Below are 24,412 nucleotides of genomic sequence, written 5' to 3'. Positions count from 1 at the left end.
TTAGCGTGGGACACGAAGACCTCCGTTGTGGGTGTGGTTGCTTGGTCGCTTTCACACCTCACACGGAGGTCTTCCTCATTTCATCTCGCCATGCCGACCGGAGACACAACCTCCGTGGTCAGTACTCCTAGCCGAGTACACCTGGCGCGCCCCAGACCGAGCGCCGACTCTAGACCGAGAGCCGGTACCCGCGTTTGACCACGGTGGTCACGAGGCCCGGGACCCCGAGCGCTCTGCGCAGGCGCCCCATCGCCGTCTCCACGGCGTGGGGGTCGGCACCGTCGCCGGGCAGTACGGCGAGGAGTTCCTCCCGGCTCAGGCACTTGCCCGGCCGTTCCGCCATCGCCTGCAACAACGCCAGCGGCGCCGGCGAGAGTTCGATGGGCTGTCCGTCCATCAGGACCCCGGCCGCGCACACGGTGAGGTCGTGCCCCTCCACCGTCACGGTCCGGGACCGGGCGACCAACTCGTCGGTGACGTGTCGCATGAGCGCGCCGAGCCGCATCCGGTCCGGCATCGACACGGGCACCCCCAGGTCGACGAGCGGTTCGGCGGTCACCGGCCCCACGCAGAGGGCGGCGACCGGGCCGGACAGGGCATCCAGCACGTCGTCGTGGATCCCCATCAAGTCGGCCCGCTCGAGCATCGACACCACGGCCGGGGCGGCGGTGAACGTCACCCCGTCGACTCCCGCCCGGGCGACGGTCCGGACGAGGTCGTCAAAAGCCTCCAGGTCCTCGGGGAGCTCCCAGCGGTAGATGGGCACCACGATCACCTCGGCTCCCGCCGCGCGGAGTCCCTCCACCAGCGGGGCCATGGGGTTCCAGTCCGAGCTCGCCCCCTGCAGCTGCACGGCCACGGTGAGGCCGTCGACCCCACGCTCCAGCAGCATCTCCAGGAGTTCGGGCGTCGCCTCGCTCGCCGCCGACGCGTGCTCGCGCAGGCCGGCCGCGCGGAGCGCGCCGGTGACCTTGGGTCCGCGTGAGTACAGCGGCACCCGGTCCATCAGGGCGTGCAGGTCCGTCGAGTACCCCCACTCCTCACAGACCTGCGTCCACCACCGGACACCGGTCGCCGTGGTGAGGACCATGAGATCGGCGGGCGCGGCGAGCACCCGGGCGGTGGCGGAGCGGACGAGCTCGTCCTCGGCCACGGGGATCATCCGGATCGCCGGCGCGTGCAGGACCGTCGCACCCCGGCGTTCGAGGAGGACCTGCTGTTCCGACGCCCGGCGCGCAGCCGTCACCGCGACCGTACGGCCCAGCAGTGGTAAGTCGTCGTTAGTCGTCACGATGTCCATCCTGCCTCAGTCCTGTGTCGTCCGTGTTTCGTCGGTGCCCGGCGCGCTTCACTCGCGAGGTCGCCCGTCCCGGGTCCCCGGGGAGGTGGTTCGTCACGCGCAGTCCCGCAGCCACCCGCAGATGCCGTCCACGGCGGCGGAGCACCCCCCGCACCCGGTCCCGGCGCGGGTGTGGGAGGCGATTGCGGCCACGTCCCGGTGCCCCTCGGACCACGCGTGGACGAGGTCGGCCTTGCTCACCCCGTTGCACCGGCAGACCACGGCCGCGGCCGGCATCGTGGACGGTGTGTCGGTGGTCGATGCGTCGGCCCGGCCGAGCACGACGGAGAGCACGTCGTCGGGGACGGGCAGCGCGTGTTCGTAGAGCTGGGTGAGGAACCCGACGGGCTCGGGATGGCCCACGAGCACGGCGCCGGCGACCCGGCCGTCCACCACGTCCACCCGCGCGTACCGGCCACGGGAGGGCTCGCAGACCACGGTCACCTCCACGGCGGTGTCATGGATGTCCTCGGCGAGATCCCCGAGCGAGACCACGTCCACCCCGAACGCCTTCAGCCTGGTCACCGCGACGCCGCCGGTGTACAGCGCGGCCGGGGTCGCTCCCGTGATCCGTGCGGCGACCACTCCCGCCTGATCCCAGGCCGGACCGACCAGCCCGGTCACGCACCCGCGGTGCTCGGCGCAGTCGCCGATCGCGGTGATGTCCGGGTCGCCGGTGCGCATCGTGTCGTCGACGACGATCCCCCGGCCCACCTCGAGTCCGGCGGCCGCGGCCAGCCGGGTGCGCGGTCTGGTCCCGGCCGACAGGACGACGGTCCGGCAGTCGATCTCGGTCCCGTCATCGAGCCCCAGCGCCGAACCGTCCCACCGCGCGGCCCGCGCACCGGTCACCACGCGGACCCCGAGCTCGTCCAGTGCGCGGATGAGCACGCGCCCGCCGCCGGAGTCGAGGTGGGAGTCCATCGGCCAGGCCCGGGGGTGGACGACGACGACGTCGCGGCCCGACCGCGCCAGTGCGCAGGCCACCTCGAGCCCGATGAAACCGCCGCCCACCAGGGCGACCCGCCCGGGGTGCTCCTCGAGATGGGCGGTGAGCCCGCGGCAGTCCGAGGCGTCGCGGAGCGGGAACACCCCCGGGGCGAGGGAACCGTCCGGGCCGCGGACCCCCTCGATCGGCGGGATCGTGGGCTCGGATCCGGTCGCGAGCACCAGGTGGTCGTAGGGGACGCGCTCACCGTCGGCGAGTTCCACCTCCCGGGCCGCCCTGTCCACGCCCTGCACCGAGGCGGCCGTGCGCACTCCTATGTGGTTACGCTCCCACCATCCGGAGGGCTTGAGCCGGGTGGCTCCCGGGTCGCCCATTCCGCCGGCCACCACGTGCGAGAGCATGATCCGGTTGTACGGCGCCTCGGGTTCGTCTCCGAGGACGGTCACCGACAGTGTCTCGGGATCCGGCTCGGCGCGCCGCAGCTCCTCGGCGAGCCGGGCACCGGACATCCCGGCTCCCACCACCACCACCCGCATCACGCGGCCTCCAGCCGGACGGCACACGCCTTGAACTGCGGCATGCGACTGTAGGGATCGAGCTCCGGCAGGGTCACCAGGTTCGCTCGGGCGGCCCCGGCGAAGTGGAACGGCAGGAACAGGGTGTCGGTCCGCATGTCCTCGTCGCATCGCACGAGCGCCTCGACGGCGCCGCGGCGGGACACCACGCGGGCGCGTCCGCCGTCGTCGATCCCGGCGGCGCGTGCCACCACCGGGTGCACCTGGACCCACATGTCGGGTTCGGCGGAGGCCAGCTCCGGAACCCGCCGCGTCTGGGCGCCGGACTGGTAGTGGGAGAGCACGCGTCCCGTGGTGCCCAGCAGCGGGTAGTCCGGGCAGGTGTCCTCCGCGGGCCGGTCCACTGCGGCGACGGCGAAACGGGCGCGGCCGTCCTCGGTGGCGAAGCGGTCGAGGAACATGCGCGGCGTCCCGGCCGGGGAGTCGGCACCGCACGGCCAGAACAGCGCCTCCCCCGCGTCGAGCCGGTCCCAGTCCATGCCGGAGTAGTCCGCCTTGCCCCCGGCGGAGGCGCGCGCCAACTCGTCGAAGACCACCCGCGGGTCGGTGGGGTAGCGATCCGGTCGTCGTCCGAGCCGCCGCGCGAGTTCGTTCCAGATCCACAGCTCGTCGCGGGCGCCTTCGGGGGGAGTGACCGAGCGGCGACGACGCAGCACCCGGCCCTCGAGGTTGGTCAAGGTGCCCTCCTCCTCCGCCCACTGCGGGACCGGCAACACGACGTCGGCGAGTTCGGCGGTCTCGGAGAGGACGAAGTCGGCCACGACGAGGGTGTCCAACGCGCGGAGGCGAGCCGTGACCCGGTCGGCGTCGGGGGCGGAGACCACGGGGTTCGACGCATGGAGCAGCATCGCCGTGGGACCGCCGGGTTGTCCGAGTTCGTCCAGGAGCTCGAACGCCGAGAGCCCGGGGCCGGGGATCTCCTCGGGCTCCACGCCCCAGACCTCGGCCACGTGCGCGCGGGCAGCCGGATCCGTGATCATCCGATACCCGGGAAGCTGGTCGGCCTTCTGCCCGTGTTCCCTGCCTCCCTGGCCGTTCCCCTGCCCGGTGAGGGTGCCGTAGCCCGTACCCGGCCGGCCCGGTAGGCCCAGCGCCAGGGCGAGGGCGATCACGGCGCCGACGGTGTCGGTCCCCCGGGAGTGCTGCTCGGCGCCCCGGGCGGTGAGGACGTAGGCGCCGGTGCCGGCGTCCCGGGAGGTCGCCAGAAGCTCCACCGTGCGTTCGAGTTGGCCAGCCGAGACCCCGGTGACGCGTTCGGTGCGATCGGGCATCCACTCCGCCGCGATCGCCCACGCGTCGTCGAAACCCGACGTACGGGCGGCGACGTAGTCGACGTCCAGGTGCCCACCCACCACGGCCACGTGTAGCAGCCCCAGGGCCAGTGCCGAGTCCGTGCCCGGGCGCAGTCGCAGGTGGATCCCGCCGCCGTCGACGGCACGGTGCGCGGTCGCGCTGAGGCGCGGGTCCGCCACCACCATGCCTCCGGCCGAGGCGGCGGTGTCCAGGTGCTGGACGAACGGGGGCATGGTGTCGGCGGGGTTTGCACCTATCAGCAGCACCGCCCGGGCCTCGTCGAGGTCGGTCACGGGGAACGGCAACCCCCGGTCCAGACCGAAACTCCGGTTGGCCCCGGCGGCCGCGCTCGACATGCACCACCGCCCGTTGTAGTCCACCAGCCTGCTCCCCAGCGCGAGGCGGGTGAACTTGCCCAGCGTGTAGGCCTTCTCGTTGGTGAGGCCTCCCCCACCGAACACGGCCACCGCGTCGGGTCCCCCCGAGGCCTGCGCCCGCCGGATGCCGTCGGTGACCCGGGTCAGCGCGGTGTCCCAGTCGGTCGGACGCAGGTGCCCGTCCACCCGGATCAGCGGCGTGGTGATCCGCTCCGGGTGGTCGAGCAACGCTGCCGACGTCCAGCCCTTCCGGCACAACCCGCCCCGGTTGGTGGGGAACTGCTCCGGGGTGATCGTCGCCTGCCCGCCGTCCGCGGACGGGGCCACCGACATCGCGCACTGAAGTGCGCAGTACGGGCAGTGGGTGTGTGTCGGGGGGCCGGTCGTCGTCAGCGCGTGCACCATGTGTCCTCTTCGTCTCGCTCAGCCGTGCTCTGTCCGCGGTGCTTTGTCCGCGGTGCTTTGTCCGCGGTGCCCTGTCAGGCCTCGGCGCCCACGGGGACCCGCGAGCGGGTGGGTGCCGCGGCGACCGAGTCGACGCCGGCCGAGGCCCGCATGTACACCACGCGCGTGATGATCGCGGCCACCACGTAGAAGACCATGAACACGACGAACGCCGAGGTGGCCGCCCCCGAGGACTGGTAGGAGGTGCGCAGGGTCATGTTGATGAGGAACCCACCGAACGCCCCGACCGCGCCGGCGACCCCGATGAGTGCTCCCGCATGAGCCCGCGACCACGAGGTCCGTGCGGCCTCGTCGAGTCCGAGCGTGTGGCTGCGGGCCTCGAAGACCGACGGGATCATCTTGTACACCGAGGCGTTACCGACCCCGGTGAGCCCGAAGAGCGTGAGGAAGGCCGCGAAGAACAACACGAGCGCGCCCCCCGAGAGGCGACCGTCGTTCGAGGCCTGGATGTTCGAGGTCACCACGAGGGCCACCGTGGTGACCGCCATGCCGCAGAAGACCGCGAAGGTCACCCGCGCGCCGCCGAATCGGTCGGAGAGCCGACCGCCGGCCATGCGGGTCAGCGAGCCCAGCAGCGGACCCAGGAAGGTGATCTGCGCCGCGTGGAGCGCCGCCTGGGCGGGATCCTGGCCGTTACCGGTGAAGGTCATGGTGAGCATCTGCCCGAACGCGAAGGCGAAGCCGATGAACGAACCGAACGTGCCGATGTACAGCAGCGACAGGACCCACCCGTCCTTGTCGCGGGTCATGTCCTTCATGCTCTGTACGTCCACGGTCTGGTGGGCGAGGTTGTCCATCTTCAGGGCCGCGCCGATCCCCGCGATGACGAGGAGGACGATGTAGACCCCGATCACCCAGTGGGGTGACCGGTTGCCCGCGAGGGCGATCACGATGAGCCCCACGATCTGGATCGTGGCCACGCCCAGGTTGCCCCCGCCCGCGTTGAGCCCGAGCGCCCAGCCCTTCTCCCGCTGGGGGAAGAAGGCGTTGATGTTGGTCATGGACGACGCGAAGTTGGCGCCACCGAGCCCGGCCACCGCGCCGACCACGAGGTACATCCACAGCGGTTGGCCCGGGTTCGCCATGATCCACAACATCCCGACCGCCGGGATGAGCAGGACGAAGGCCGAGAACATGGTCCAGTTGCGGCCGCCGAAGGTCGCCGTGGCCAGGGTGTACGGGATGCGCAGGAAGGCACCGGTCAGCGTGACCACCGCGGAGACCAGGAACTTGTCGGGCGCGTCCAGTCCGTAGACGTCCTGGGGCATGAACAGCACCATGACGGCGAACAGTGTCCACACCGAGAACCCGACGTGCTCGGCGAACACCGACCAGTAGAGGTTGCGCATGGCGGTCTTCCTGCCGCCCGACTCCCACTGCGCGTCGTCCTCCGGATCCCAGTTCTCTATGACGTGTGAGCGCGACATGAGGTCGACCCCCTCTCAGTTACGTGGGCACCCCCTCGGTGTCCCTGCGGACAGACGTTATGCACGCCCTGTTTCCCCGGCGCTACCCGGTATGACGTCATGGTCACGGTGTCCTCACGTCCGCCCGATCGCGCCGTGAGGGGTCGCACGGCGTGGTGTGATGGCGGCATGTCACACCCGTTCTCATTCCGCCGAGCCACCACCGTGTTGGCGGCCCTCACCCTCGCCGCAGGTCTCGCACCCTCGGCGTCTGCCCAGCCCGCCGAGACGTGGCGGGCCCCGTTCCCACCGCCCGCACCGATCCCGTCCGACGCGTGGTTCGTCGACTCACAGACCACGGTCGGTCCCGGCGAGCCCGGGTTCTGGGAGCCCGGTCCGATCCCGCTGCGGGTGATCTCGCAGGCCCCCGCGGATTCTCCCACCTGGTGCACCGCATATTGGAGCAGGCCCGGGGAACGCTGTTGGCAGGTGGGGCCGGACGGGCGGGCCACCGAGTTGCGACGGTTCTCCGTCCTGAGCGACCTGTGGAACGGCTCCTCGGCATCCTGGGGCCGGGACGCCTACCGGGCCGGGTACCGCATCGCCATCGACCGGGGCTGGGACTACAACTCTGGCGGGATCTTCGTCCCCACCGGGTCGGGGACCACGTACTCGACCATGATGCCCCTGGGTGCTGACTCCCCGGACGCGGACGTGTGGGTGGCCCCGGGGGCTCTCCCCGGAAGCTGACGTGGTCGGCGGCGCGAACTAGCCTGGGGGTCCAGCCCGCCCCGGTCGAAAGGATCCCCCGCCGTGCCGTTCCCCCTGGATGTTCCCGAGTCGGTCCTGCGGAGGCGCCGGAGCCAGAAGTGGGTGGCGTACCCGGAGGACGTCCTGCCGCTGTTCGTGGCGGAGACCGACGTCCTGCTGGCCCCGGCGATCCGGGAGCGCCTCGCCGACGCCGTCGCCGACGGTGACACCGGCTACTTCGCCGAGATCGAGCGGCTCGCCGGGGTGTGCGCCCGCTACTACTCCAGGTTCGGGTTCGAGGTTCCGGAGGAGTCGGTGGTCCCCGTCAACGATGTCGGCGTGGGCGTGCGCGAATCACTCGCGCGGACCCTGCCGGCCGGCAGCGGGGTGGTCTACACGCCGCCGGTCTACATGCCGTTCGGACCATGGATCCGGCGGGTGGGGATGTCCCCCGTCGCCGTGCCCCTGGTCGACCACGACGGCGAGGACCCGCGACTGGACCTGGCGGGCATCGAGCGCGCCTTGGCGGACGGCGCCCGCGGTGTCCTGCTGAGCCACCCGCACAACCCCACGGGTGTCCTGCACTCCTCGGCGGAGTTGGCCGAGCTCGCCGAGCTGGCCGCACGCCACGACGCCGTGGTCGTCTCCGACGAGATCTGGGCGCCCCTGACGATGCCCGGGGTCCGGTTCTCCTCGTTCCTGGCCGCCTCCGACACCGCCCCCGAGGTGGGCTTGGCCATCTCCTCCGCGTCCAAGGCATTCAACCTCGCCGGGCTCAAGTGCGCGTTCGTGGTCAACGGCAATCCCGAGCGGTTCGAGGTGCGGCGCTCGGCGTTGTCCGGCGCAGTGGGGCACTTCGGGGCGCTCGCCGCCGAGGCCGCGCTGACCGGGTCACTGGACTGGCTGGAGCAGATGAGCGTCGCACTGGCCTCGAACCTCGACCTGATGGAGCGGCTCATGGCCGAGCATCTCCCCCGCGCCCGGTGGCGCCGACCCGACGCCGGATTCGTGGCGTGGCTGGACCTGCGCTCCTACCCCGGGCTCGGGGACGACCCCGCCGCGGCGTTCCTCGACGGCGGAAAGGTCGCGCTGAGCAACGGCCCCGCCTTCGGCTCCCAGGGCAAGGGGTTCGCACGCGTGAACTTCGCGTGCTCGGAGGAACTCCTCACCGAGGCGTTCACGCGGATGGGCCGCGTCGCGGCCGAGCGCGGCTGAGCGCGGCTGAGGACGGCCCCCGCCCACCGCCATTTCCTTTTCCTCGGAACCGGCCCCGAGAGAATTCCACGACAACGCTCCACACCCGTTATCCGGTGAGCGAATCAGGGTCTTCACTTCGGGAATTGTTGACGTTGCTCAATCTCCCTACCGGTATAGCCATTCCCTTATCGTTGCCGTACCCTCATTAGGCATACCTAACAAGCCCGGAGGACACATGGAGACGACCATTTCCGCACCCCTGTCGAGAGCATTACACGACTCGACGATGGCCGCGCATGAACAGGCGGAGAACGCCTCGTTCATCACCCGCCTGATGAACGGTGAGGGCACACCCGCAGGTCTGGTCGCGCTGCTGCGGCAGTCGCTCCCGGTCTACGAGGCACTCGAAGACGCCTGCCGCAGGGCGGGCACGGACCCACGCTTGTCGGCCATCCTCGACCCGAGACTCGACCGGACGGAGGCGCTACGAGCCGACTTGGAAGCGCACCGCGCCCAGGGGCGCTCCTTCGAGACCGTGGTTCCCGCCACCGAGGCCTACGTGGCCGAGTTGCGGGAGTGCGCGACCGACCCCGCCGCCCTGATCGGACACCACTACGTCAGGTATCTCGGTGACCTCTCGGGGGGACAGATCATCAGGACGATGGTGCGCCGCCACTACGGCATCGAGACCGGTCTGGGCTTCTACGACTTCGACATCGCCAAGCCCAAGGTCTACAAGGACGACTACCGGGCCGCACTGGACGCCCTCCCGCTGGGCGAGACAGACCGCGCGTCCGCTCTGGCCGCCGCCACCCGGGCGTTCGACCTCAACCACCGGATCTTCCTGGACCTGGAGGCCCTGGGCGTCCGCTGACCTCGCCCGGCACCCGATGCCCCGGATCCCGTCGGATCCGGGGCATCCGTCCTGACTTCCACAAGTTGACGCTGTTTTAGCGTTTCGGATTCCGGTTTGCGCTGGTAGGGCGAGTTCGGTGCTGGCGTTTGTGACACTAAACGGCCCGGTAGTTTGGGCGTGTGGGGTTGAAATTTCGGAAGGTGCCGACGGGGTCGGGGGCCACGGGCGTGCAGTTGGTCGAGTGGGCAGGCGGCCGGTTGGTGGTGCGCGAGCACCTGGGTTCGGCTCACACCCCTGGCGAGTTGGCGGCGTTGATCGAGGTCGCCAAGCAGCGCATTCAGGGCGATCAGCAGGCGTTTGACCTGGAGTTGGGCGAGCGCGGCGCCGCGGTGATCGATGTGCCGGCGGCGACGGCCGCGCGGATCCAGCAGTCCACGGCGCGGATCTTGTGGCAAGGATTGACCGGTACGTACGCCAGGCTGGGCTTTAACCTGGTGGGCGATCAGGTGTTCCGCGACCTGGTGCTGTGCCGTGTGGTGGAATCGACCAGCAAGTTGGACTCGGTTCGGGTCCTGGCCGAGTTGGGGACCAAACCACCGCACGTCAACACGCTCTACAACTGTCTTCGGCGAGTGGTCGGCCGGGACTACCGCGCGCTGATCGCCACCGCCTGCTGGACCCACGTCACCCGCACCGGCGGCCCCGGTGTGGCGTTGGTGCTCTACGACCTGACGACGTTGTATTTCGAGGCCGAAAAAGAAGATGACCTGCGCAAGGTCGGCATGAGCAAGGAGCGCAAGGTCGATCCGCAGATCACCGTGGGCCTGCTGGTCGCCCGGGATGGGTTCCCGCTAGACGTGCACGTCTTCGAGGGCAATAAGGCGGAGACCAAGACGCTGATCCCGGTCATCACGGCCTTCCAGAAGCGCCACCAGATCAGCGATATGGTCGTGGTGGCCGATGCGGGCATGCTCTCGGCGGCCAACCTCAATGCTCTGGAGGATGCCGGCCTGTCGTTCATCGTCGGCTCCAAGACCTCCCGGGCGCCCAAGGAGCTCGAGGAGCACTTCGGCCGCCGCGGCAACGCGATAGCCGACGACGGCGTCGTGGAGCTGATCCGCCCCATGGGGCAAGGCCGGGACCGACGAGACCGGCGGGTGGTCTGGCACTACACCTGGTCCCGCCATAAGCGTGACGAGCGCACCCTGAACGCGCAGATCGACCGCGCCCAACGCGTGGCCGACCGGGCAGAACCACTCAAGAAGCAGCGGTTCGTGAAGGTCACCGACCAGAAGGTCATCCTGGATGAGGTCTCGATCCAGCGGGCCCGCGAATCTGCAGGTTACAAAGGGTATGTCACCAACATCGCCAGCGAGGTCATGGACGGCCATGCCGTCGTGGCGGCCTATCACGACCTCTGGAAGGTCGAGCAGTCCTTCCGCATGGCCAAGGCCGACCTGAGGGCCCGCCCGATCTTCCACCGCACCCGCGACGCGATCGAAGCTCACCTGACCGTCGTGTTCGCCGCCCTGGCCGTGGCCCGGCACCTGCAGGATGTCACCGGCATGTCGATCAAGAAGATCGTCACCACTCTGCGGCCCCTGCGCACGGTCACCGTCGCCATCGGCGACCACGAAATGCTTGTCGAACCCACAATCCCGGACGCCGCACGAGCCGTCATCGACGCGATCAACGCAGGGTGACACTAAAACTTGTGGAAGTCAGGTCCGTGCTTCCGGGCGGCGCCGTGACACGGCGTGGCCATCGACCCGTACAGACGCGGACCGGCCCCGACACCACTCGGTGTCGGGGCCGCGTCGAGTCCTGTGCCCGACCTACATCAGGCTGCCGAACAGGTTCGTCATGCCGGCGAGCGAGCCACCGCCACCGGTACCGGTGTCGTCGTCATCGTCGTCGTCCCCACCAGTGGTGAAGGTGATCGGCGTGCTGGTCTCCCAGGGGGCGTGGACGGCGCCCGAGGCCGCGTAGGTGTAGATCCCGTAGCTCCCGGTCTCCGACTTCGCGTCCGCCGCGTCCTTCGAGACGGTGACGGTGGTGGTGAAGCTCCCGTCGGGGAGCAGCTCGACAGCACCGGCGGCGGCGCCCCCGATGACGGCGTGGTTCTCCGCGGCGAGGACCCACTTCTGCACGACCACCTTGCGAGCCGCGGAGGTACCGCCCGCGGACGGCTTCCACGCGTCCTCGAACTTGCCGAAGACGAGGTAGAACCCGGCGGGCTTGCCCGCGAGTGGCGGACGGGTACCCACAACCGACGGGTCGTTGAACCCGGAACCCGTGATGGTCACCTCGTGGCTTCCGTCAGTGGCCAGGGTGGTGTCCGAGACGGTGACCTTCGGGGTGCCGACAGGCACCTGGGTCTCGTCCTCGGTCAGGTCGTAGGTCACCTGGAGCGGCAGCGGGCCCTTGAGATTCTGGTCTCCGCTACAGCCGGTGTTGTAGTAGTGCGGATGCACCGAACTCGGCACCGCCGCCAGCCACTCGGGCGTCCATGCGCCCCAGACGTTCGGCGCGGTGCAGGTACGGTCCTGGTTCCCACCGTTGTGCTGCACTCCCGCGTACTGGGGCGACAGGGTGATGGTGCCGTCCTGGGCCACCTGAGCGGCGCCCGGACCGAACGACAGGACGGTCGTGCGACCGGCATTGACCTCGGGAGTGGGGTTGCCGTTCATGTCGTTCGCCGCGCCGATGGTGACGTCGGCATTGAGCGTTCCGGAACCGTCGGCGTTGACGGTCAGCTTCGGATCGGCCAGGGTCTCGTCCGGCGCGTTGAGGTTGGCGGGGTAGGCGTTGAAGGTGATCTCGCCGTCCCATTCGATGGTGACGGTCCCGTCCGCCCCGCGCGCACCCTCGCCGTCGGAGAACTTGATGGCGTTGGGCGTAGCCTGCTGTCCCGAGACGAGGTTCACGGGCATCGAGGTGGCCGGGAACGCAGCGGGGGTGTACTCGGTCTGCGTGCCACCCGAGACCGACCCGACGAGCGCCGAGGCGTCGCCGGAGGCGTCGAAGATACGCCACGGTCCGAAGATCCCCTTCTGGGCGTATCCGCTGATGCCCCAGACGAACGAGGCGTCCGAGACGGTCCCCGGGATCGCCTCCTGGGCGTGGGCCGCCGGGGCGGCGACGGCTCCGGCGAGCAACGCGAGCGTCGCCCCCAGCATCGTGCCCCGTCGGCCGGCGAGCGCGAGCCGGGATCGAGTTGTGTTCACATCAGTCCTTTCGTCGAACTGTCTGGTAGAACAGCACTGCCGCGAGCGCGAGCAGTGCGGCCCCCACCCACCACTGCCATTGGTGGGTGGGGTCTCCGGCTTTCTGGGAGCCGGAAGTCTGGGCGTAGACCACGTCGGAGCCGTAGAGGGGCGCGTTGGCCGCCACCGGGATCGTCGACTGGTCCGCGACGGTCGCGGGCGCTGCGGGCGAGGAACCGCCTGACGACGGGCCGCTCGAGGATGCGGGAATGGAGGCGACCGCGCCGCCCACGGTCCCGGCGGTGATCGGGGCTCCGGCGGTGTAGTAGTCCGCGAAGTACTCCTCGAAGACCTCGTCCACACGACTCCCCTCGGCGGCCGGGGATCCGGGTGCCGCCGCGGCCTGTGCCGCCCCGTCCCGCGCCGCGTTCACCGACTCGGGCTGGAGCGGCTTCCACGCCTCGTCCATCCACGCGGCCGCGGTGTCGGCGACGTCGGTGCCCGCGGCCCGCAGGATCTGTTCGACCGTGTCGTCGAGGACCTGACCCACGATTCCTTTGGAGCCACCGGAGCCGCCGGAATTCGGCATCTCCTCGGGATCATCCGAATTCCAACTCACCGCTATCGGCAATGCGGGTTTCGTATTGTCAGAGGTTCCGGTGGAATACCAGAATCCCCCGGATCCCGCATCCGCGGCGAAGTCCACGAATTCTCGGGGGAATGCACCCCAATGGGCACCGTCTCTCGTCTGGGGATTCTCCCCGGTTTGTGCGGAATAGGTCACCCCGAGATATTCGGGGGTCACGGAGAACCCCTTTTTCCCACCCAGTTCCACTCGGTTCCGGGGGAGATTCGCGAGGACGACGGTGCGGGACGGCATCGGGGTCGACACCTCGGGGTTGTCCTGAGAGCTCCGTCGTCCACCCAGGGTCGCGGTGACGGTGGCCTTCGTGGGCGTGACGGTGAGGACCGGGTCGGTGAGGCTGAGGAACACCAGGCCCGAGTAGTACAGGACCGAGGCGGTGCCCTTCCACCGGATCTCGGCCGTGCCCGATGCGGCGTCGACGGTTCCGGTCCCCTTGCCGAAGACCATCTCGAGGCCGCTGTATCTGCTCGAGGAGGCGTCACGGATGGGCGTGCCCGCCTGGTCGGTTTGTGTCCCGGCCCAGGTGGCTGTCGCCGTCCCACCGTTCGCGGATCGCTTCTCGATGGTCACGTGTCCCGACGTGGCCCTCCACGTCTGTTCGGTGATCGTCGCCCCCGCTCCGGCTAGCGCCGCGGAGCTGTCCCCCGCGGAGAGGAAGTTGAGTCCGGGTCCGTGGCTGGGTCCGGAACTCTGCCTGCTCAGCCCCCACCGGAACTCCGCATCTGTCAGCTCGACGGCGGAGTTCTGTGCCCGGGCCGCCGGCGTGGACATCAGCGCACCGAGGGCGAGGATCACGGTCACAACCAAGGCGGTGGCCCTGCGGTGGGCCGGTCGCGGGTGACTGGTCATCGGGGATCTCCTTGTGTGAGAACTGTCGTGGCGTGTTCCGGGCTGCCGCCGTTCGCCCGGGCATGGGCGGGGTCGTCAGGGTGGGCGGGGTCGTCAGGGTGGGCGGCGCCGTCGTCGCCGCCGGGGTCGGCGAGGCGCCTCCGGTTGACCGCGACCGCCGCCGCGACCGACAACGCCAGGGCCGCGAGGGTGAGGAAGACCCACCCCGCCGAGCCACCGAGCCCGGCGGCCGATGCCGTGGGGGAGATGTCGGTCCGTACCGGGAACCGCTCCGCTGCCTCGAGACCGGACCCGGCACCCGCCGCCCGGATCTCGTGGGTGCCGGAGGCGATGTCCTCCGGGAGCACGATCACTCCCGCGACCTCGCCGTCGACTCCCGCGACGACGGGTCCGACGGCGGCGTCACCCTCGCCGAGCACCACGTAGACCTGCTCGCCGGGCCAGAATCCCGCGGCTGCGAATCCCATGGCCCCGCCGGGCCGGGCGGCTTTGCGGTCGACCTCGATCACCGCGGTCACGGTGGTCGTGGACCCGCCGGTCGCCGCCGTCGGCGCGCCGTCAGCGGGACCGCTTCCCCCCGCTCCGGTGTCCACACCGCCCGGACCTTCCGTGCCCGCGGACTGCCCCTCGGGGGCGGCCACCCCTGCTGCCGCCCCCTGCGCGGCCCCGCCGGCACGCGCGCGGGTGGCGGCCCGACCCGGCGCGGCGGGTCGTGCGGCCTGCGCTCCGGCGGCGGGCGCGCCCGCCGCCGGGGACTGTTCGACCGCGGGTGCCGGCTCCCCGGCCCGGAAGGTCACCGGGGTGAAGGTCTCGTTGGCGCCGTTGCGCACCCCGTGCGCGCCCCAGGTGAGGAATCCGCAGGTGACCTTGGTGCAATCGATGCTCTTGCCCCCGGCTCCGGTGAACGTGGGGCCCGGGACGGTGAGGTTCACCCGGAACGATCCGTCGGACCCCATCGTCGCCTGGGCTTCGCCTGCCGTCGACGACCCGGGGAAGGCGACGAAAGCCTGGTATCCCTGGTTACTGCGCGACTGTTCATCGGGGACGTAGTCGTAGGTCCGGCCCGTCGCGCCGCCGTTGGACGGCCCCCACCCGGACCCGCTGACCCACCCGAACCCGATGTACACGCCGCCGAAGCCGCCCTCGATCGCCTGGAAACCCGAACCCGACAGGGTGAACCCCGTCTGGCCCGACGTCGACGCCACCGCCCCGCCCAGCGAACTCGATGCCGTCAGGCGCGCGGCGGCGTGCGCCGGGGCCTGGGTCAACACGGCCAGAGCCGAGGTGCTGAGCAGCGCCAGTGCCAGAACAGCGACGATCCGGGCGGCGGTTGCCCGCGCCGTTGATGACCGGGTGTGTCTCACGAGAACTCCTTGACGAGGGCCGACGCCGGTGTGGCGTCGACCGCGGGCTCCATCGGCGTCCGGGCGGTCCGGAACCGTCGTCGGTCCGGGGTGATCAACAGGTCACCGGTGACGGGATGCCGGTCGACGACGACCGGCTGCTGGTAGACCTCTTCCACCAGCTCGGAGGTGAGGACCTGCTCAGGCGGCCCCTCGGCCCGTATCCGGCCGTTCGAGATCATCACGAGTCGGTCGGACCACGCGGCCGCCAGCTCGAGGTCGTGCAGGACCACGACCACCGCCCCGCCGGCGTCGGCGACGGTCCGCGCCAACTCCAGGACGATCTCCTGGTGGCGCAGGTCCACCGCCGCGGTGGGCTCGTCCAGCAACAACACACCGGCGCGCTGCGCGAGCGCCCTCGAGAGGGAGACGCGGGCCTTCTCCCCACCGGACAGGGTCGGGAAGGTCCGGGACCGCAGGGTGGCGGTGTCGGTCGCGGTCAACGACTCCTCGATGATCTCCTCGTCGTCGTCACCCTCGGGCTGCGTCGCCCAGGGCGCGCGCCCCATCGCGACGATCTCCCGCACGGTGAAGGGGAAGGCGACGGTGTTGGCCTGGGTGAGCAGGGCCCGGCGCCGGGCGAGGTCCCCGAGGCGCCACCGTCGTAGATCGGTGCCGTCGAGGACGGTTCGGCCGACGTCGGGGTCGGTGTCCCCCGCCACCACGCCGAGCAGCGTGGACTTGCCCGCCCCGTTGGGGCCCACCAGTGCGAGCACCTCTCCGGCGTAGATCTCCAGGTCGACCGCGTCGAGCAGGGTCCGGCCACCGAGGCGTACGGTCACACCTTCCGCGGACAACACCGGCACGCGCGTCTCGCCGCGGTTCATCCCCAGCCCCCTGCGGTGCGACGGGTTCGGTGCAGGAGCCAGAAGAAGAAGGGGCCACCGACGGCGGCCGTCACCATTCCCAGTGGCAGCTCCGCGTAGTCCACCGCGGTCCGGGCGAGGAGATCCGCGGCCAGCAGGCACACCGCACCGCCCAGTGCGGACGCCGGCAGCAACAGTCGGTGTCCCGGTCCGGCGATCATGCGGACCAGGTGCGGGACCACCAGTCCGACGAAGGCGACGATGCCGCAGAAACTCACCGCGGCGGCCGTGAGCAGTCCGACCAGCAGGATGGAGTGGATCCGCAGCCGCTCGACATGGACGCCCAGGTGACGGGCCGGCCTCTCTCCGAGCGCGAGGAGGTCGAGCGGTCGCGCCAGGCGGGCCGCCAGGACCAGCCCGAGCACCGCCAGGGGCGCCACCACCAGGACGTGGTCCCACCGGCTGCCGTTCAGGCTCCCCAGCTGCCAGAACACGATCTCTTCGCGGGCCTGGGTGTCCCCGAGGAACATGAGCAGGGCGAGCGCGGCACCCGCGACGGCGTTCACGGCGATCCCGGTGAGCACCAGGGTGACCACCTCGGTCCGCCCGTTGCTCCGACTGAACAGGTACACCACGGTCGTGGTGACTATGCCGGCGACGAAGGCGCACACGACGCTGGTCCAGGCGCCGAAGGCGGTCAACCCGAACACGATCGCCGCCGCCGCGCCCACGGCCGCCCCGGCGGACACCCCCACCACGCTGGGCTCGGCGAGCGGGTTGCCGAACGCCCCCTGCATGAGGGCACCGGCCACCGCGAGGGCCGCGCCCACGACCATCGCCATGGCCACCCTCGGGAAACGCACGCTCCAGAGCGTGGCGTCGGCCCGGGGGTGGCTTGCGGCGGGCCCGAGGTCGACGCCGAGACCGCGGAGGAACCCCGAGGCGACCTCGGTCGCCGGGATGTGCAGCTGCCCCGACGCCGCCGCCACCACGGCCAGTACCCCGAGCGCCACCGCCAGGCCGATTATCAGCAGGCCACCGGTCACCATGCGGTGGGCTGTGCCGGACGTGCGGGCAGGGCCGGCGTCGGGAGCGGGACGGCCGGCGCGTGCCGCGCGCTCTTCGGTGAGTGTCACAGTGCGTCCGGGGCGTAGAGGGCGACCGCGAGAGCGTTGAGTACCGCGGGGGTCCTGGTGCCGAAGGACAGGACGAGGTCGTCGTTCATCGCGACGATCCTCTGGTTCGCGCCAGCGGGCGTCTGCGCCATGGCGGGGAACTTCTCGAGCAGTCCGTCTACGCCGCCGACGGATTCGAGCCCCTTGTTCATCATGATGATGACGTCCGGCTGGGCCGCGATGAGCCCTTCGTCGTTCGCCGGCTTGGCGCCCTTCCACCCGACCTCGGAGGACACGTCGTACCCGCCGGCGGCGGTGATCAACTCGTCCGCGCCGCTGTCCTGACCGAACATGTAGTAGACGCCGGCGTTCCCACGGGCGTAGAGGAACACGGTGCGCAACCGCGAGGTCTCCGATTCGGGGACGATCGACGAGATCGACTGTTCGGCCTCGACGATCTCCGCGCGGGTGCGCTCCCCCAGTTCACGCCCCAGTTCGGGGACCCCGAGACCGTCGGCGACGGCCCGGGTGAGGACCTCGACGTTGTCCGGGGACCTGTGGGAGTCGACGACGACGACGGGGATCCCCGCGTCGCGCAGCTGCAGGATCACGTCCCACGGACCGAGTGAGGTGTCCGTGATGATCACACTGGGGCCGAGCGCGAGGATCGCCTCGGCGTTGAGCTGGTGTCCGTCGTGCGTCACCAGGGGCCGGTCGGCGATCTCAGGGAAAGCCGATGAGACGTCGCGGCCGATGACGTTGTCGCCCAACCCGAGCTCGAACACGATGCGCGAGAGCGTGCCGTAGATGTCCAGGGGAAGGATCCTGGAGACGTCCGCGACCTCGACGACCGTGCCCTGATTGTCGGTGACCACGGCAGGGAGCTGCGGTACCGGGTCGGTCGCGACGGGTTCGACCGGGTCGTCGACCAACTCCAGGGCGAGTTCGCCGGAGAAGGATCGCGGGTCCTCTATCGCCGAGACCTCCGACGCGAGCGGTATCCCCGAGATGGTGGCGGGATCCCCTCCGAGCCCGGTCGCCACGCCGCACGAGGTCAGCGAGAGAGCCAGGAGGGCGACGGCCAGCCGGAGCGAGCCTGAGCGCTGTCTGAACATGCGGCTACACTAGCACCCGAATGAAGGACAGCCTAACCTTTGCATGGGCAGCCTTACCTAAAATGCAAAACCGCAGGTGTGGACCGAATCCTCACCACCGGATGCACCACTCCCGGCCCTCCCATCGCCGACTGAGAAGGGTAAATTCGCACAAACACTCCTGCGGCGACGACAGCGGCCGCCCCCGGGGACCCCGGGGGCGGCCGCGTAATTCTCGTCCGGCTCGGACCTGCCGGCCCGTGCCCGGATCAGCCCTGCTCGGCAGCCGCCTGCCTCAGCGACTCGGTGGGCAGGAAGTGGTCACCGTATTTCGCGGCGAGCTCCTCGGCGCGGGCGACGAAGCCCTTGTAACCCGAGGGCTCCGTGGCGCCCGGCGCCGCGTAGTTCCTGGCGTACTGGCGGGTACCGCCGGTCCACGCCGGGAACCCGATCCCGATGATCGAGCCGATGTTGGCGTCGGCGTCGTCCACGATCACGCCCTCGTCGACGCACTTCTGCGTCTCGAGCACCTCGGCGAAGATCATGCGGTCGACCAGGTCCTGCAACGGCGGCGCGTTGTCCGGCGAGGTGTTGAACGCCTCCCGCAGGCCCGGCCAGAGGCCCGCGCGCGTGCCGTCGGTGTAGTCGTAGAACCCGGCCCCGGCCAGGCGGCCGCTGCGGCCGAGCTCGTTGACCATCTTCGCGGTGACTCGGTCGGAGGACACCTCCACGAACTCCTCGCCCGCGGCGGCGGCGGCCTCGCGCGCGGTGTCGCGGATCTTGAGCATGAGGTTGAGGTTGAGCTCGTCGGACAGCTGGAGCGGCGCCGCGGGATATCCGGCGATGCGGCCGGCCTGCTCGATGGTCGAGGGCTCGATCCCCTCGTCCAGCATGCCGATCGCCTCGTTGACGAACGTGCCGATGACGCGCGAGGTGTAGAAACCACGCGAGTCGTTGACCACGATCGGGATCTTCCGGATCGCCAGCGTGAGGTCGATCGCCTTGGCCAGGGTCTCGGGGGTGGTCTTCTCCCCCTTGATGATCTCGACCAACTGCATCTTGTCGACGGGCGAGAAGAAGTGCAGTCCGATGAAGTCCTCGGGACGCTTGACGCCGGTCGCGAGGTCGGTGATCGGGAGGGTCGACGTGTTGGAGCCGAGCAACGCGTCGGGGGCGACGATGTCCTCGATCTCCTGGAAGACCTTCTTCTTGAGATCGGGCGACTCGAAGACGGCCTCGATCACGAGGTCGCATCCGGCCAGCGCCTGCGGGTCCGTGGTGGGCGTGATTCGGGCCAGGAGGGCGTCGGACTTCTCTTGCGTGGTGCGGCCACGCTCGAGCGCCTTGGCCTCGATCTTCTCCGAGTACGCCTTGCCCTTGTCGGCGGACGCCTGCTCGACGTCCTTGAGCACGACCTCGATCCCGGCCTTCGCGCACACGTACGCGATGCCGGCGCCCATCATGCCGGCGCCCAGGACGCCGACCTTGGTGAACTCGGTCCGGGGGATCTCGGAGCCGTCGGCGGCCTTGGGGCGCGCGCCGCCGGACGAGCAGTGCTGCATGTCGAAGAAGAACGCCTGGATCATGTTCTTCGCGATGGGACCGGTGACGAGCGAGACGAAGTAGCGCGCCTCGATCTTCTCGGCGGTGGCGAAGTCGACCTGCGACCCCTCGACCGCGGCGGCCATGATGGCCCGGGGCGCCGGGGAGGGCGCGCCCTTGGTCTGCTTGCGCATGTTGGCCGGGAAGGACGGCAGGACACCGGCCAGGGCCGGGTCACTGATCGTGCCACCGGGCAGGGTCCACCCCTTGCGGTCCCAGGGCTGGCTGGGCTCGGGATCGGTCTTGATCCACGCCTTCGCGGAGTCGACGAGCTGCTCGGGGGCGACGACCTCGTCGACCAGGCCCGCCTTGAGTGCCTTGTCCGGGGCGAACGATCGGCCCGACATCAGGATGTTGGGCACGGCCTGCGCCAGGCCGAACATACGGACGGTCCGGACGATGCCGCCGCCACCGGGCAGCAGACCAAGGGTGACCTCGGGCAGGCCGACCTTGGCGCCGCGGGCGTCGGCCATCACGCGGTGGTGGCAGGCGAGCGCGAGCTCAAGGCCTCCGCCCAGGGCCGCACCGTTGATCGCGGCCACGACCGGGACTCCGAGGGTCTCCAGGGCGCGCATCCGGCCCTTGATCTGCATGGACCGCTCGAAGAGTTGCTCGGCGTCGCCGGGGCCCGCCGTGATCATGGACTTGAGGTCGCCGCCGCCGAAGAAGCTCTTCTTGGCGGACGTCAGGACGATGCCCTTGATGGACTCCTTCTCGGCCTCGATACGGCCGACGGTCTCCGAGAAGTCGTCGATGAAACGCGCGTTCATGGTGTTCGCGCCGTGGTCGGGGTCATCCATGGTGAGGGTGACGATGCCGTCGCCGTCCTGCTCCCACCGGAACATGTTGTCGCTCACTGGTTCTCTACTCCTAAAGGCTGTGGTGTCGGTGGGGCGGATCAGACGCGCTCGATGATGGTGGCGACGCCCATTCCACCGCCGACACAGAGGGTGATGAGGGCGCGCTTGCCGCCGGTGCGCTCGAGCTCATCGAGCACGGTGCCGGTAATCATGGCGCCGGTGGCTCCGAGGGGGTGCCCCATCGCGATGGCCCCGCCGTTGACGTTGAGCTTCTCGTCGGGGATGTCCATGTCCTTCTGGAAGCGCAGTACGACGGAGGCGAACGCCTCGTTGAGCTCCCACAGGTCGATGTCGTCCGGGGTGAGCCCCGCGATCTCGAGCGCCTTCTTCGCGGCCGGGGTCGGGCCGGTGAGCATGATGGTGGTGTCGGCGCCAGAGGTGGCCGCGGCCACGACGCGGGCGCGCGGCGTCATGTTCATCTCCTTGCCGGCCTTCTCCGAACCGACCACCACGAGCGCGGCACCGTCGACGATGCCGGAGGAGTTGCCACCGTGGTGGACGTGGTTGATCTCCTCGACCCAGTGGTACTTCTGCAGCGCGACGGCGTCGAAACCGCCCATGTCGCCGACCATGGCGAACGAGGGCTTGAGGCCGGCGAGCTTCTCGACCGTGGTGCCCGGTCGCATGTGCTCGTCGTGGTCGAGGATGGTGACGCCGTTGATGTCCTTGACCGGGACGACCGACTTGGCGAACCGGCCCTCCTCCCACGCGCGGGCGGCGAGTCGCTGCGAGCGCTCGGCGTAGCGATCCACGTCCTCACGGGTGAACCCCTCGAGCGTGGCGATGAGGTCGGCCCCGATCCCCTGCGGGGAGAAGTACGTGTCGTAGTTGGTCGCCGGATCCAGGGCCCAGGCGCCGCCGTCGGTGCCCATCGGCACGCGCGACATGGATTCGACGCCGCCGGCGAGGACGACCTCGTCCCATCCGGAGCGGATCTTCTGGGCGGCCATGTTGATGGTGGTCAGGCCGGAGGCGCAGAACCGGTTGATCTGCACACCGGCGACGGTGTCGGGCATCTTCGCGGCCAGCGCGGCGATGCGCGGCAGATCCATGCCCTGGTCGCCGAGCGGGGTGACGATTCCGTAGATGATGTCCGAGATCCGGTTCTCGTCGAGGTCGGGGAACCGACGCCGCATCTCTTCGATGAGACCGACGACCAGGTCGATCGGCTTGACCCCGTGCAGAGCGCCGCCAGGCTTGCCCTTGCCTCGCGGAGTCCGGATGGCGTCGTAGATGAATGCCTCGGTCATGGGTTGTCCACGGCCTTTCTCTGGGCGGAACTGATACGTGTTCGAGGTCAGCGTACGTGGTCGCTCGCCCCCGGTCGGAGTGTGGTCCGTTTTTCGCGATCCGCACCCGGGTCGCTCCGGTGGCACAGTGGACCGTGACCGTCCGCGGCGCCCGGAGAACGGCGCCTCCCGACCCGACGCGAGGACCCTGTGACCGTGACCGACGCCGTTCCCCCCGCCCTGGTTGAACTCGCCGAGAAGTGTGGCGTGGCCACGAGCTACGAGGACGCCCGCGGGAGCCGACACGACATCCCCGCCCGCACGCTCCGCTCGGTTCTCGCCGCGATGGGAGTACCTGTCGACGACGACGACGAGAGCGAGACCGCGGTCCGGTCGGCCCTCGAGGAGATTCGTCTCCGGCCCTGGCGACGGGTGCTCCCACCGACGATCGTGACGAGGCAGGGAGCGGGGGCCGTGTGCACAGTCCATGTACCCCGCGGGACCTCGGTGGGCCTGTCCGTCCACCTCGAGAACTCGTCCGACCCGCTCGATGTGGTGCTCCCCGAGGCCGCGGAGGAGTCGAGGAGCGTCGACGGGGCGACAGTCGACCGATTCGAACTGGAACTCCCCGACTCGCTTCCCCTCGGGTGGCACCGCCTGGTCGCCCACGTCACGGACGCGTCTGAGGGCTACGGCCCCTCGCCGGGGGAACCGCGGGTCCTCGAGGCCACCCTGGTGGTGTCACCGGGGTCCATACCGGTTCCCGCGGATCTCGGGCGGCGCCGCGGTGTCGGGCTGGCCGCGCAGATCTACCAGGTCCGGTCCGAGACGTCGTGGGGGGTGGGTGACCTGTCGGACCTGGCCGACCTCGCCGACTGGGCCGGGCGGGACCTCGGCGCCGACTTCGTTCTGGTGAACCCGATGCACGCCGGGGAACCGCTTCCGCCGGTGGAGCCGTCGCCGTACCTCCCGACCTCACGCCGGTTCGCCTCACCGCTCTACCTCCGCCCCGAGCTGATCCCGGAATACGCCTCACTCCCACCCGAGGACATGCAGGTGGTCGACGACCTCGCGTCCGGGGAGCGGCAGAGGAACACCGACGACACCATCGACCGCGATTCCTCGTGGGGAGCCAAACTCGAAGCACTCCGGATAGTGTTCGCCGCCCCTCTCACGGAGGACCGGGCCCGGGCGTTCGACGACTTCGCCGACGAGCAGGAGCCTGGCCTGTTCCGTTTCGCCACGTGGTGTGCCCTGGCGTCCGAGCGGGGCCCGGACTGGTCGCGGTGGCCCGCGGCGCTCAAAGACCCGGATTCCGATGACGTGGCACGCTTCGCACGCGACCACGCACAGGAGGTCCGATTCCACCAGTGGCTCCAATGGCAGGTCGCGCAACAACGAGCGGGTGCGCAGCGCGCGGCGTTGTCGGCGGGGATGCGGTTGGGAATCCTCCACGATCTCGCCGTCGGGGTGCATCCCACCGGTGCCGACGCGTGGGCACTCCACCGGTCACTCGCCCGCGGCGTCACCGTGGGAGCGCCGCCGGACGTCTACAACCAGCTGGGCCAGGACTGGTCCCAGCCCCCACTGCGGCCCGATGCCCTCGCAGAGGAGGGATATCGGCCGTTCCGGGACATCGTCCGCGCCGCGCTGCGCGACTCGGGCGGGATACGAATCGACCACATCCTCGGTCTGTTCCGGCTCTGGTGGATCCCGTCGGGACTCCCGCCCACCGAGGGGACGTACGTGAACTATGACCACGAGGCGATGATCGGCGTCCTCGCGCTGGAGGCCTCGCGTGCGGGCGCGGTCGTCGTCGGAGAGGACCTGGGGACCGTCGCACCCGGGGTGCGGGAGGAACTGTCCGAACGCGGGGTATTGGGCACCTCGGTGATGTGGTTCGAACAGGAAGACGGCCAACCGGTGCCTCCCGAGACCTATCGGCGGCTCTGCATGGCGTCGGTGACCACTCACGACCTCCCGCCCACTGCCGGGTACGTCGACCTCGTGCATGTGGATGTCCGCGAGGAACTGGGCCAGCTGACGGGCGATGTCGAACAGGAGCGCGTCGACGCCGGCACCGAGATCAAGTCGTACACCGAAGCGGTCAAACGGCGCGACCTACTCGAGGGCGACAGCCCGGAGGACCTGGTGGTGGCGCTCCACGGGTACCTGGCGGCCGCACCGTCCCTTCTCTACGCGGTGTCGGTGGCCGACCTCGCCGGTGACCGCCGGCCGGTCAACATGCCCGGCACGTCCGAGGAGTATCCGAACTGGCGGGTGCCGCTCTCCGACGGTCGGGGCGACGTGGTCACCCTCGAGGCGTTGCGTGGATCGGCCCTGGCGAGGCGGGTGTGTGGTGCGGCGTTGGTGTGTGGTGGGGGTGTGGGTGGGG

Annotated in this window: 17 protein-coding genes; 5 read left to right on the top strand and 12 right to left on the bottom strand. The window is 70.2% G+C overall.

The genetic code is table 11. The annotated features are described in order from the left end of the window. Positions 1-169 precede the first annotated feature (169 nt). The 4 genes from H483_RS26530 to H483_RS26515 form a co-directional block, all read right to left on the bottom strand. A complete protein-coding gene (locus H483_RS26530; protein WP_017836324.1) occupies positions 170-1,300 on the bottom strand; it encodes a uroporphyrinogen-III synthase in 1,131 nt (376 codons plus the stop codon). Between the two features lie 93 nt (positions 1,301-1,393). Next, positions 1,394-2,824, bottom strand: a complete 1,431-nt coding sequence (locus H483_RS26525; protein WP_017836323.1) for an FAD-dependent oxidoreductase — start codon at positions 2,822-2,824, stop codon at positions 1,394-1,396. Then, complete coding sequence (locus H483_RS26520) at positions 2,824-4,938, bottom strand: molybdopterin oxidoreductase family protein (protein ID WP_017836322.1); 2,115 nt, start codon at positions 4,936-4,938, stop codon at positions 2,824-2,826. Before H483_RS26520 ends, H483_RS26525 begins: the two co-directional genes overlap by 1 nt. A gap of 74 nt (positions 4,939-5,012) precedes the next feature. Continuing rightward, on the bottom strand, positions 5,013-6,425 hold the full coding sequence (locus tag H483_RS26515; RefSeq protein ID WP_017836321.1) for a NarK/NasA family nitrate transporter: 1,413 nt from the start codon (positions 6,423-6,425) through the stop codon (positions 5,013-5,015). A 168-nt stretch (positions 6,426-6,593) separates the two neighbouring features. On the opposite strand from H483_RS26515, the gene H483_RS26510 reads away from it, so the two are divergent. From H483_RS26510 to H483_RS26495, 4 genes are all read left to right on the top strand, one after another. Beyond that, positions 6,594-7,154: a hypothetical protein gene (locus H483_RS26510; RefSeq protein ID WP_017836320.1), complete on the top strand. Its 561-nt coding sequence runs from the start codon at positions 6,594-6,596 to the stop codon at positions 7,152-7,154. 63 nt (positions 7,155-7,217) lie between these two features. After that, entirely contained in the window at positions 7,218-8,369 is a 1,152-nt protein-coding gene (locus H483_RS26505) for a MalY/PatB family protein (protein WP_017836319.1), read from the top strand. Between the two features lie 217 nt (positions 8,370-8,586). Next, a complete protein-coding gene (locus H483_RS26500) occupies positions 8,587-9,225 on the top strand; it encodes a heme oxygenase (biliverdin-producing) (protein WP_031264706.1) in 639 nt (212 codons plus the stop codon). Between the two features lie 209 nt (positions 9,226-9,434). After that, positions 9,435-10,910, top strand: a complete 1,476-nt coding sequence (locus tag H483_RS26495; RefSeq protein ID WP_017836317.1) for an IS1634 family transposase — start codon at positions 9,435-9,437, stop codon at positions 10,908-10,910. 132 nt (positions 10,911-11,042) lie between these two features. Here the strand turns inward: H483_RS26495 and H483_RS38120 are convergent, their stop codons facing one another. The 8 genes from H483_RS38120 to H483_RS26465 all read right to left on the bottom strand — a co-directional run bounded on the left by H483_RS38120 (position 11,043) and on the right by H483_RS26465 (position 22,038). After that, entirely contained in the window at positions 11,043-12,434 is a 1,392-nt protein-coding gene (locus H483_RS38120; RefSeq protein ID WP_052308373.1) for a hypothetical protein, read from the bottom strand. Position 12,435: 1 nt separating this feature from the next. Further along, positions 12,436-13,908 (bottom strand): HtaA domain-containing protein, encoded by a 1,473-nt coding sequence (locus tag H483_RS26490; protein WP_017836315.1) that lies wholly within the window; start codon positions 13,906-13,908, stop codon positions 12,436-12,438. Then, positions 13,905-15,272 carry a hypothetical protein gene (locus tag H483_RS38115; RefSeq protein WP_017836314.1) on the bottom strand — a complete coding sequence of 456 codons (1,368 nt, stop codon included), beginning with the start codon at positions 15,270-15,272 and terminating at the stop codon, positions 13,905-13,907. Before H483_RS38115 ends, H483_RS26490 begins: the two co-directional genes overlap by 4 nt. After that, a complete protein-coding gene (locus tag H483_RS26485) occupies positions 15,269-16,138 on the bottom strand; it encodes a heme ABC transporter ATP-binding protein (protein WP_017836313.1) in 870 nt (289 codons plus the stop codon). Before H483_RS26485 ends, H483_RS38115 begins: the two co-directional genes overlap by 4 nt. Beyond that, the gene (locus H483_RS26480; protein ID WP_081615124.1) at positions 16,135-17,166 is read right to left on the bottom strand and encodes an iron ABC transporter permease; all 1,032 of its coding nucleotides are present in this window, start codon (positions 17,164-17,166) and stop codon (positions 16,135-16,137) included. Before H483_RS26480 ends, H483_RS26485 begins: the two co-directional genes overlap by 4 nt. Positions 17,167-17,249: 83 nt before the next feature. After that, entirely contained in the window at positions 17,250-18,347 is a 1,098-nt protein-coding gene (locus H483_RS26475) for a hemin ABC transporter substrate-binding protein (RefSeq protein WP_017836311.1), read from the bottom strand. Positions 18,348-18,595: 248 nt separating this feature from the next. Further along, positions 18,596-20,785 (bottom strand): 3-hydroxyacyl-CoA dehydrogenase NAD-binding domain-containing protein, encoded by a 2,190-nt coding sequence (locus H483_RS26470; protein ID WP_017836310.1) that lies wholly within the window; start codon positions 20,783-20,785, stop codon positions 18,596-18,598. 41 nt (positions 20,786-20,826) lie between these two features. Next, positions 20,827-22,038 (bottom strand): acetyl-CoA C-acetyltransferase, encoded by a 1,212-nt coding sequence (locus H483_RS26465; protein WP_017836309.1) that lies wholly within the window; start codon positions 22,036-22,038, stop codon positions 20,827-20,829. Between the two features lie 195 nt (positions 22,039-22,233). Here H483_RS26465 and malQ point away from each other — a divergent pair. Then, the coding region (gene malQ, locus H483_RS26460; protein ID WP_031264702.1) for a 4-alpha-glucanotransferase at positions 22,234-24,412 on the top strand (2,179 nt) is incomplete at its 3' end.

The sequence above is a fragment of the Dietzia sp. UCD-THP genome, assembly GCF_000349585.1.
Taxonomy (GTDB): domain Bacteria; phylum Actinomycetota; class Actinomycetes; order Mycobacteriales; family Mycobacteriaceae; genus Dietzia; species Dietzia natronolimnaea_A.
This window is presented reverse-complemented; position numbering and strand designations above follow the sequence as displayed.

Coding starts and splice junctions, on each gene's coding strand:
- H483_RS26530 (WP_017836324.1), bottom strand. CDS start 1,300: ATGGACATCGTGACGACTAACGACGACTTACCACTGCTGGGCCGTACG.
- H483_RS26500 (WP_031264706.1), top strand. CDS start 8,587: ATGGAGACGACCATTTCCGCACCCCTGTCGAGAGCATTACACGACTCG.
- H483_RS26480 (WP_081615124.1), bottom strand. CDS start 17,166: ATGGTGACCGGTGGCCTGCTGATAATCGGCCTGGCGGTGGCGCTCGGG.
- H483_RS26525 (WP_017836323.1), bottom strand. CDS start 2,824: ATGCGGGTGGTGGTGGTGGGAGCCGGGATGTCCGGTGCCCGGCTCGCC.
- H483_RS26490 (WP_017836315.1), bottom strand. CDS start 13,908: ATGACCAGTCACCCGCGACCGGCCCACCGCAGGGCCACCGCCTTGGTT.
- H483_RS26465 (WP_017836309.1), bottom strand. CDS start 22,038: ATGACCGAGGCATTCATCTACGACGCCATCCGGACTCCGCGAGGCAAG.
- H483_RS26515 (WP_017836321.1), bottom strand. CDS start 6,425: ATGTCGCGCTCACACGTCATAGAGAACTGGGATCCGGAGGACGACGCG.
- H483_RS26475 (WP_017836311.1), bottom strand. CDS start 18,347: ATGTTCAGACAGCGCTCAGGCTCGCTCCGGCTGGCCGTCGCCCTCCTG.
- H483_RS26510 (WP_017836320.1), top strand. CDS start 6,594: ATGTCACACCCGTTCTCATTCCGCCGAGCCACCACCGTGTTGGCGGCC.
- H483_RS26485 (WP_017836313.1), bottom strand. CDS start 16,138: ATGAACCGCGGCGAGACGCGCGTGCCGGTGTTGTCCGCGGAAGGTGTG.
- H483_RS26520 (WP_017836322.1), bottom strand. CDS start 4,938: ATGGTGCACGCGCTGACGACGACCGGCCCCCCGACACACACCCACTGC.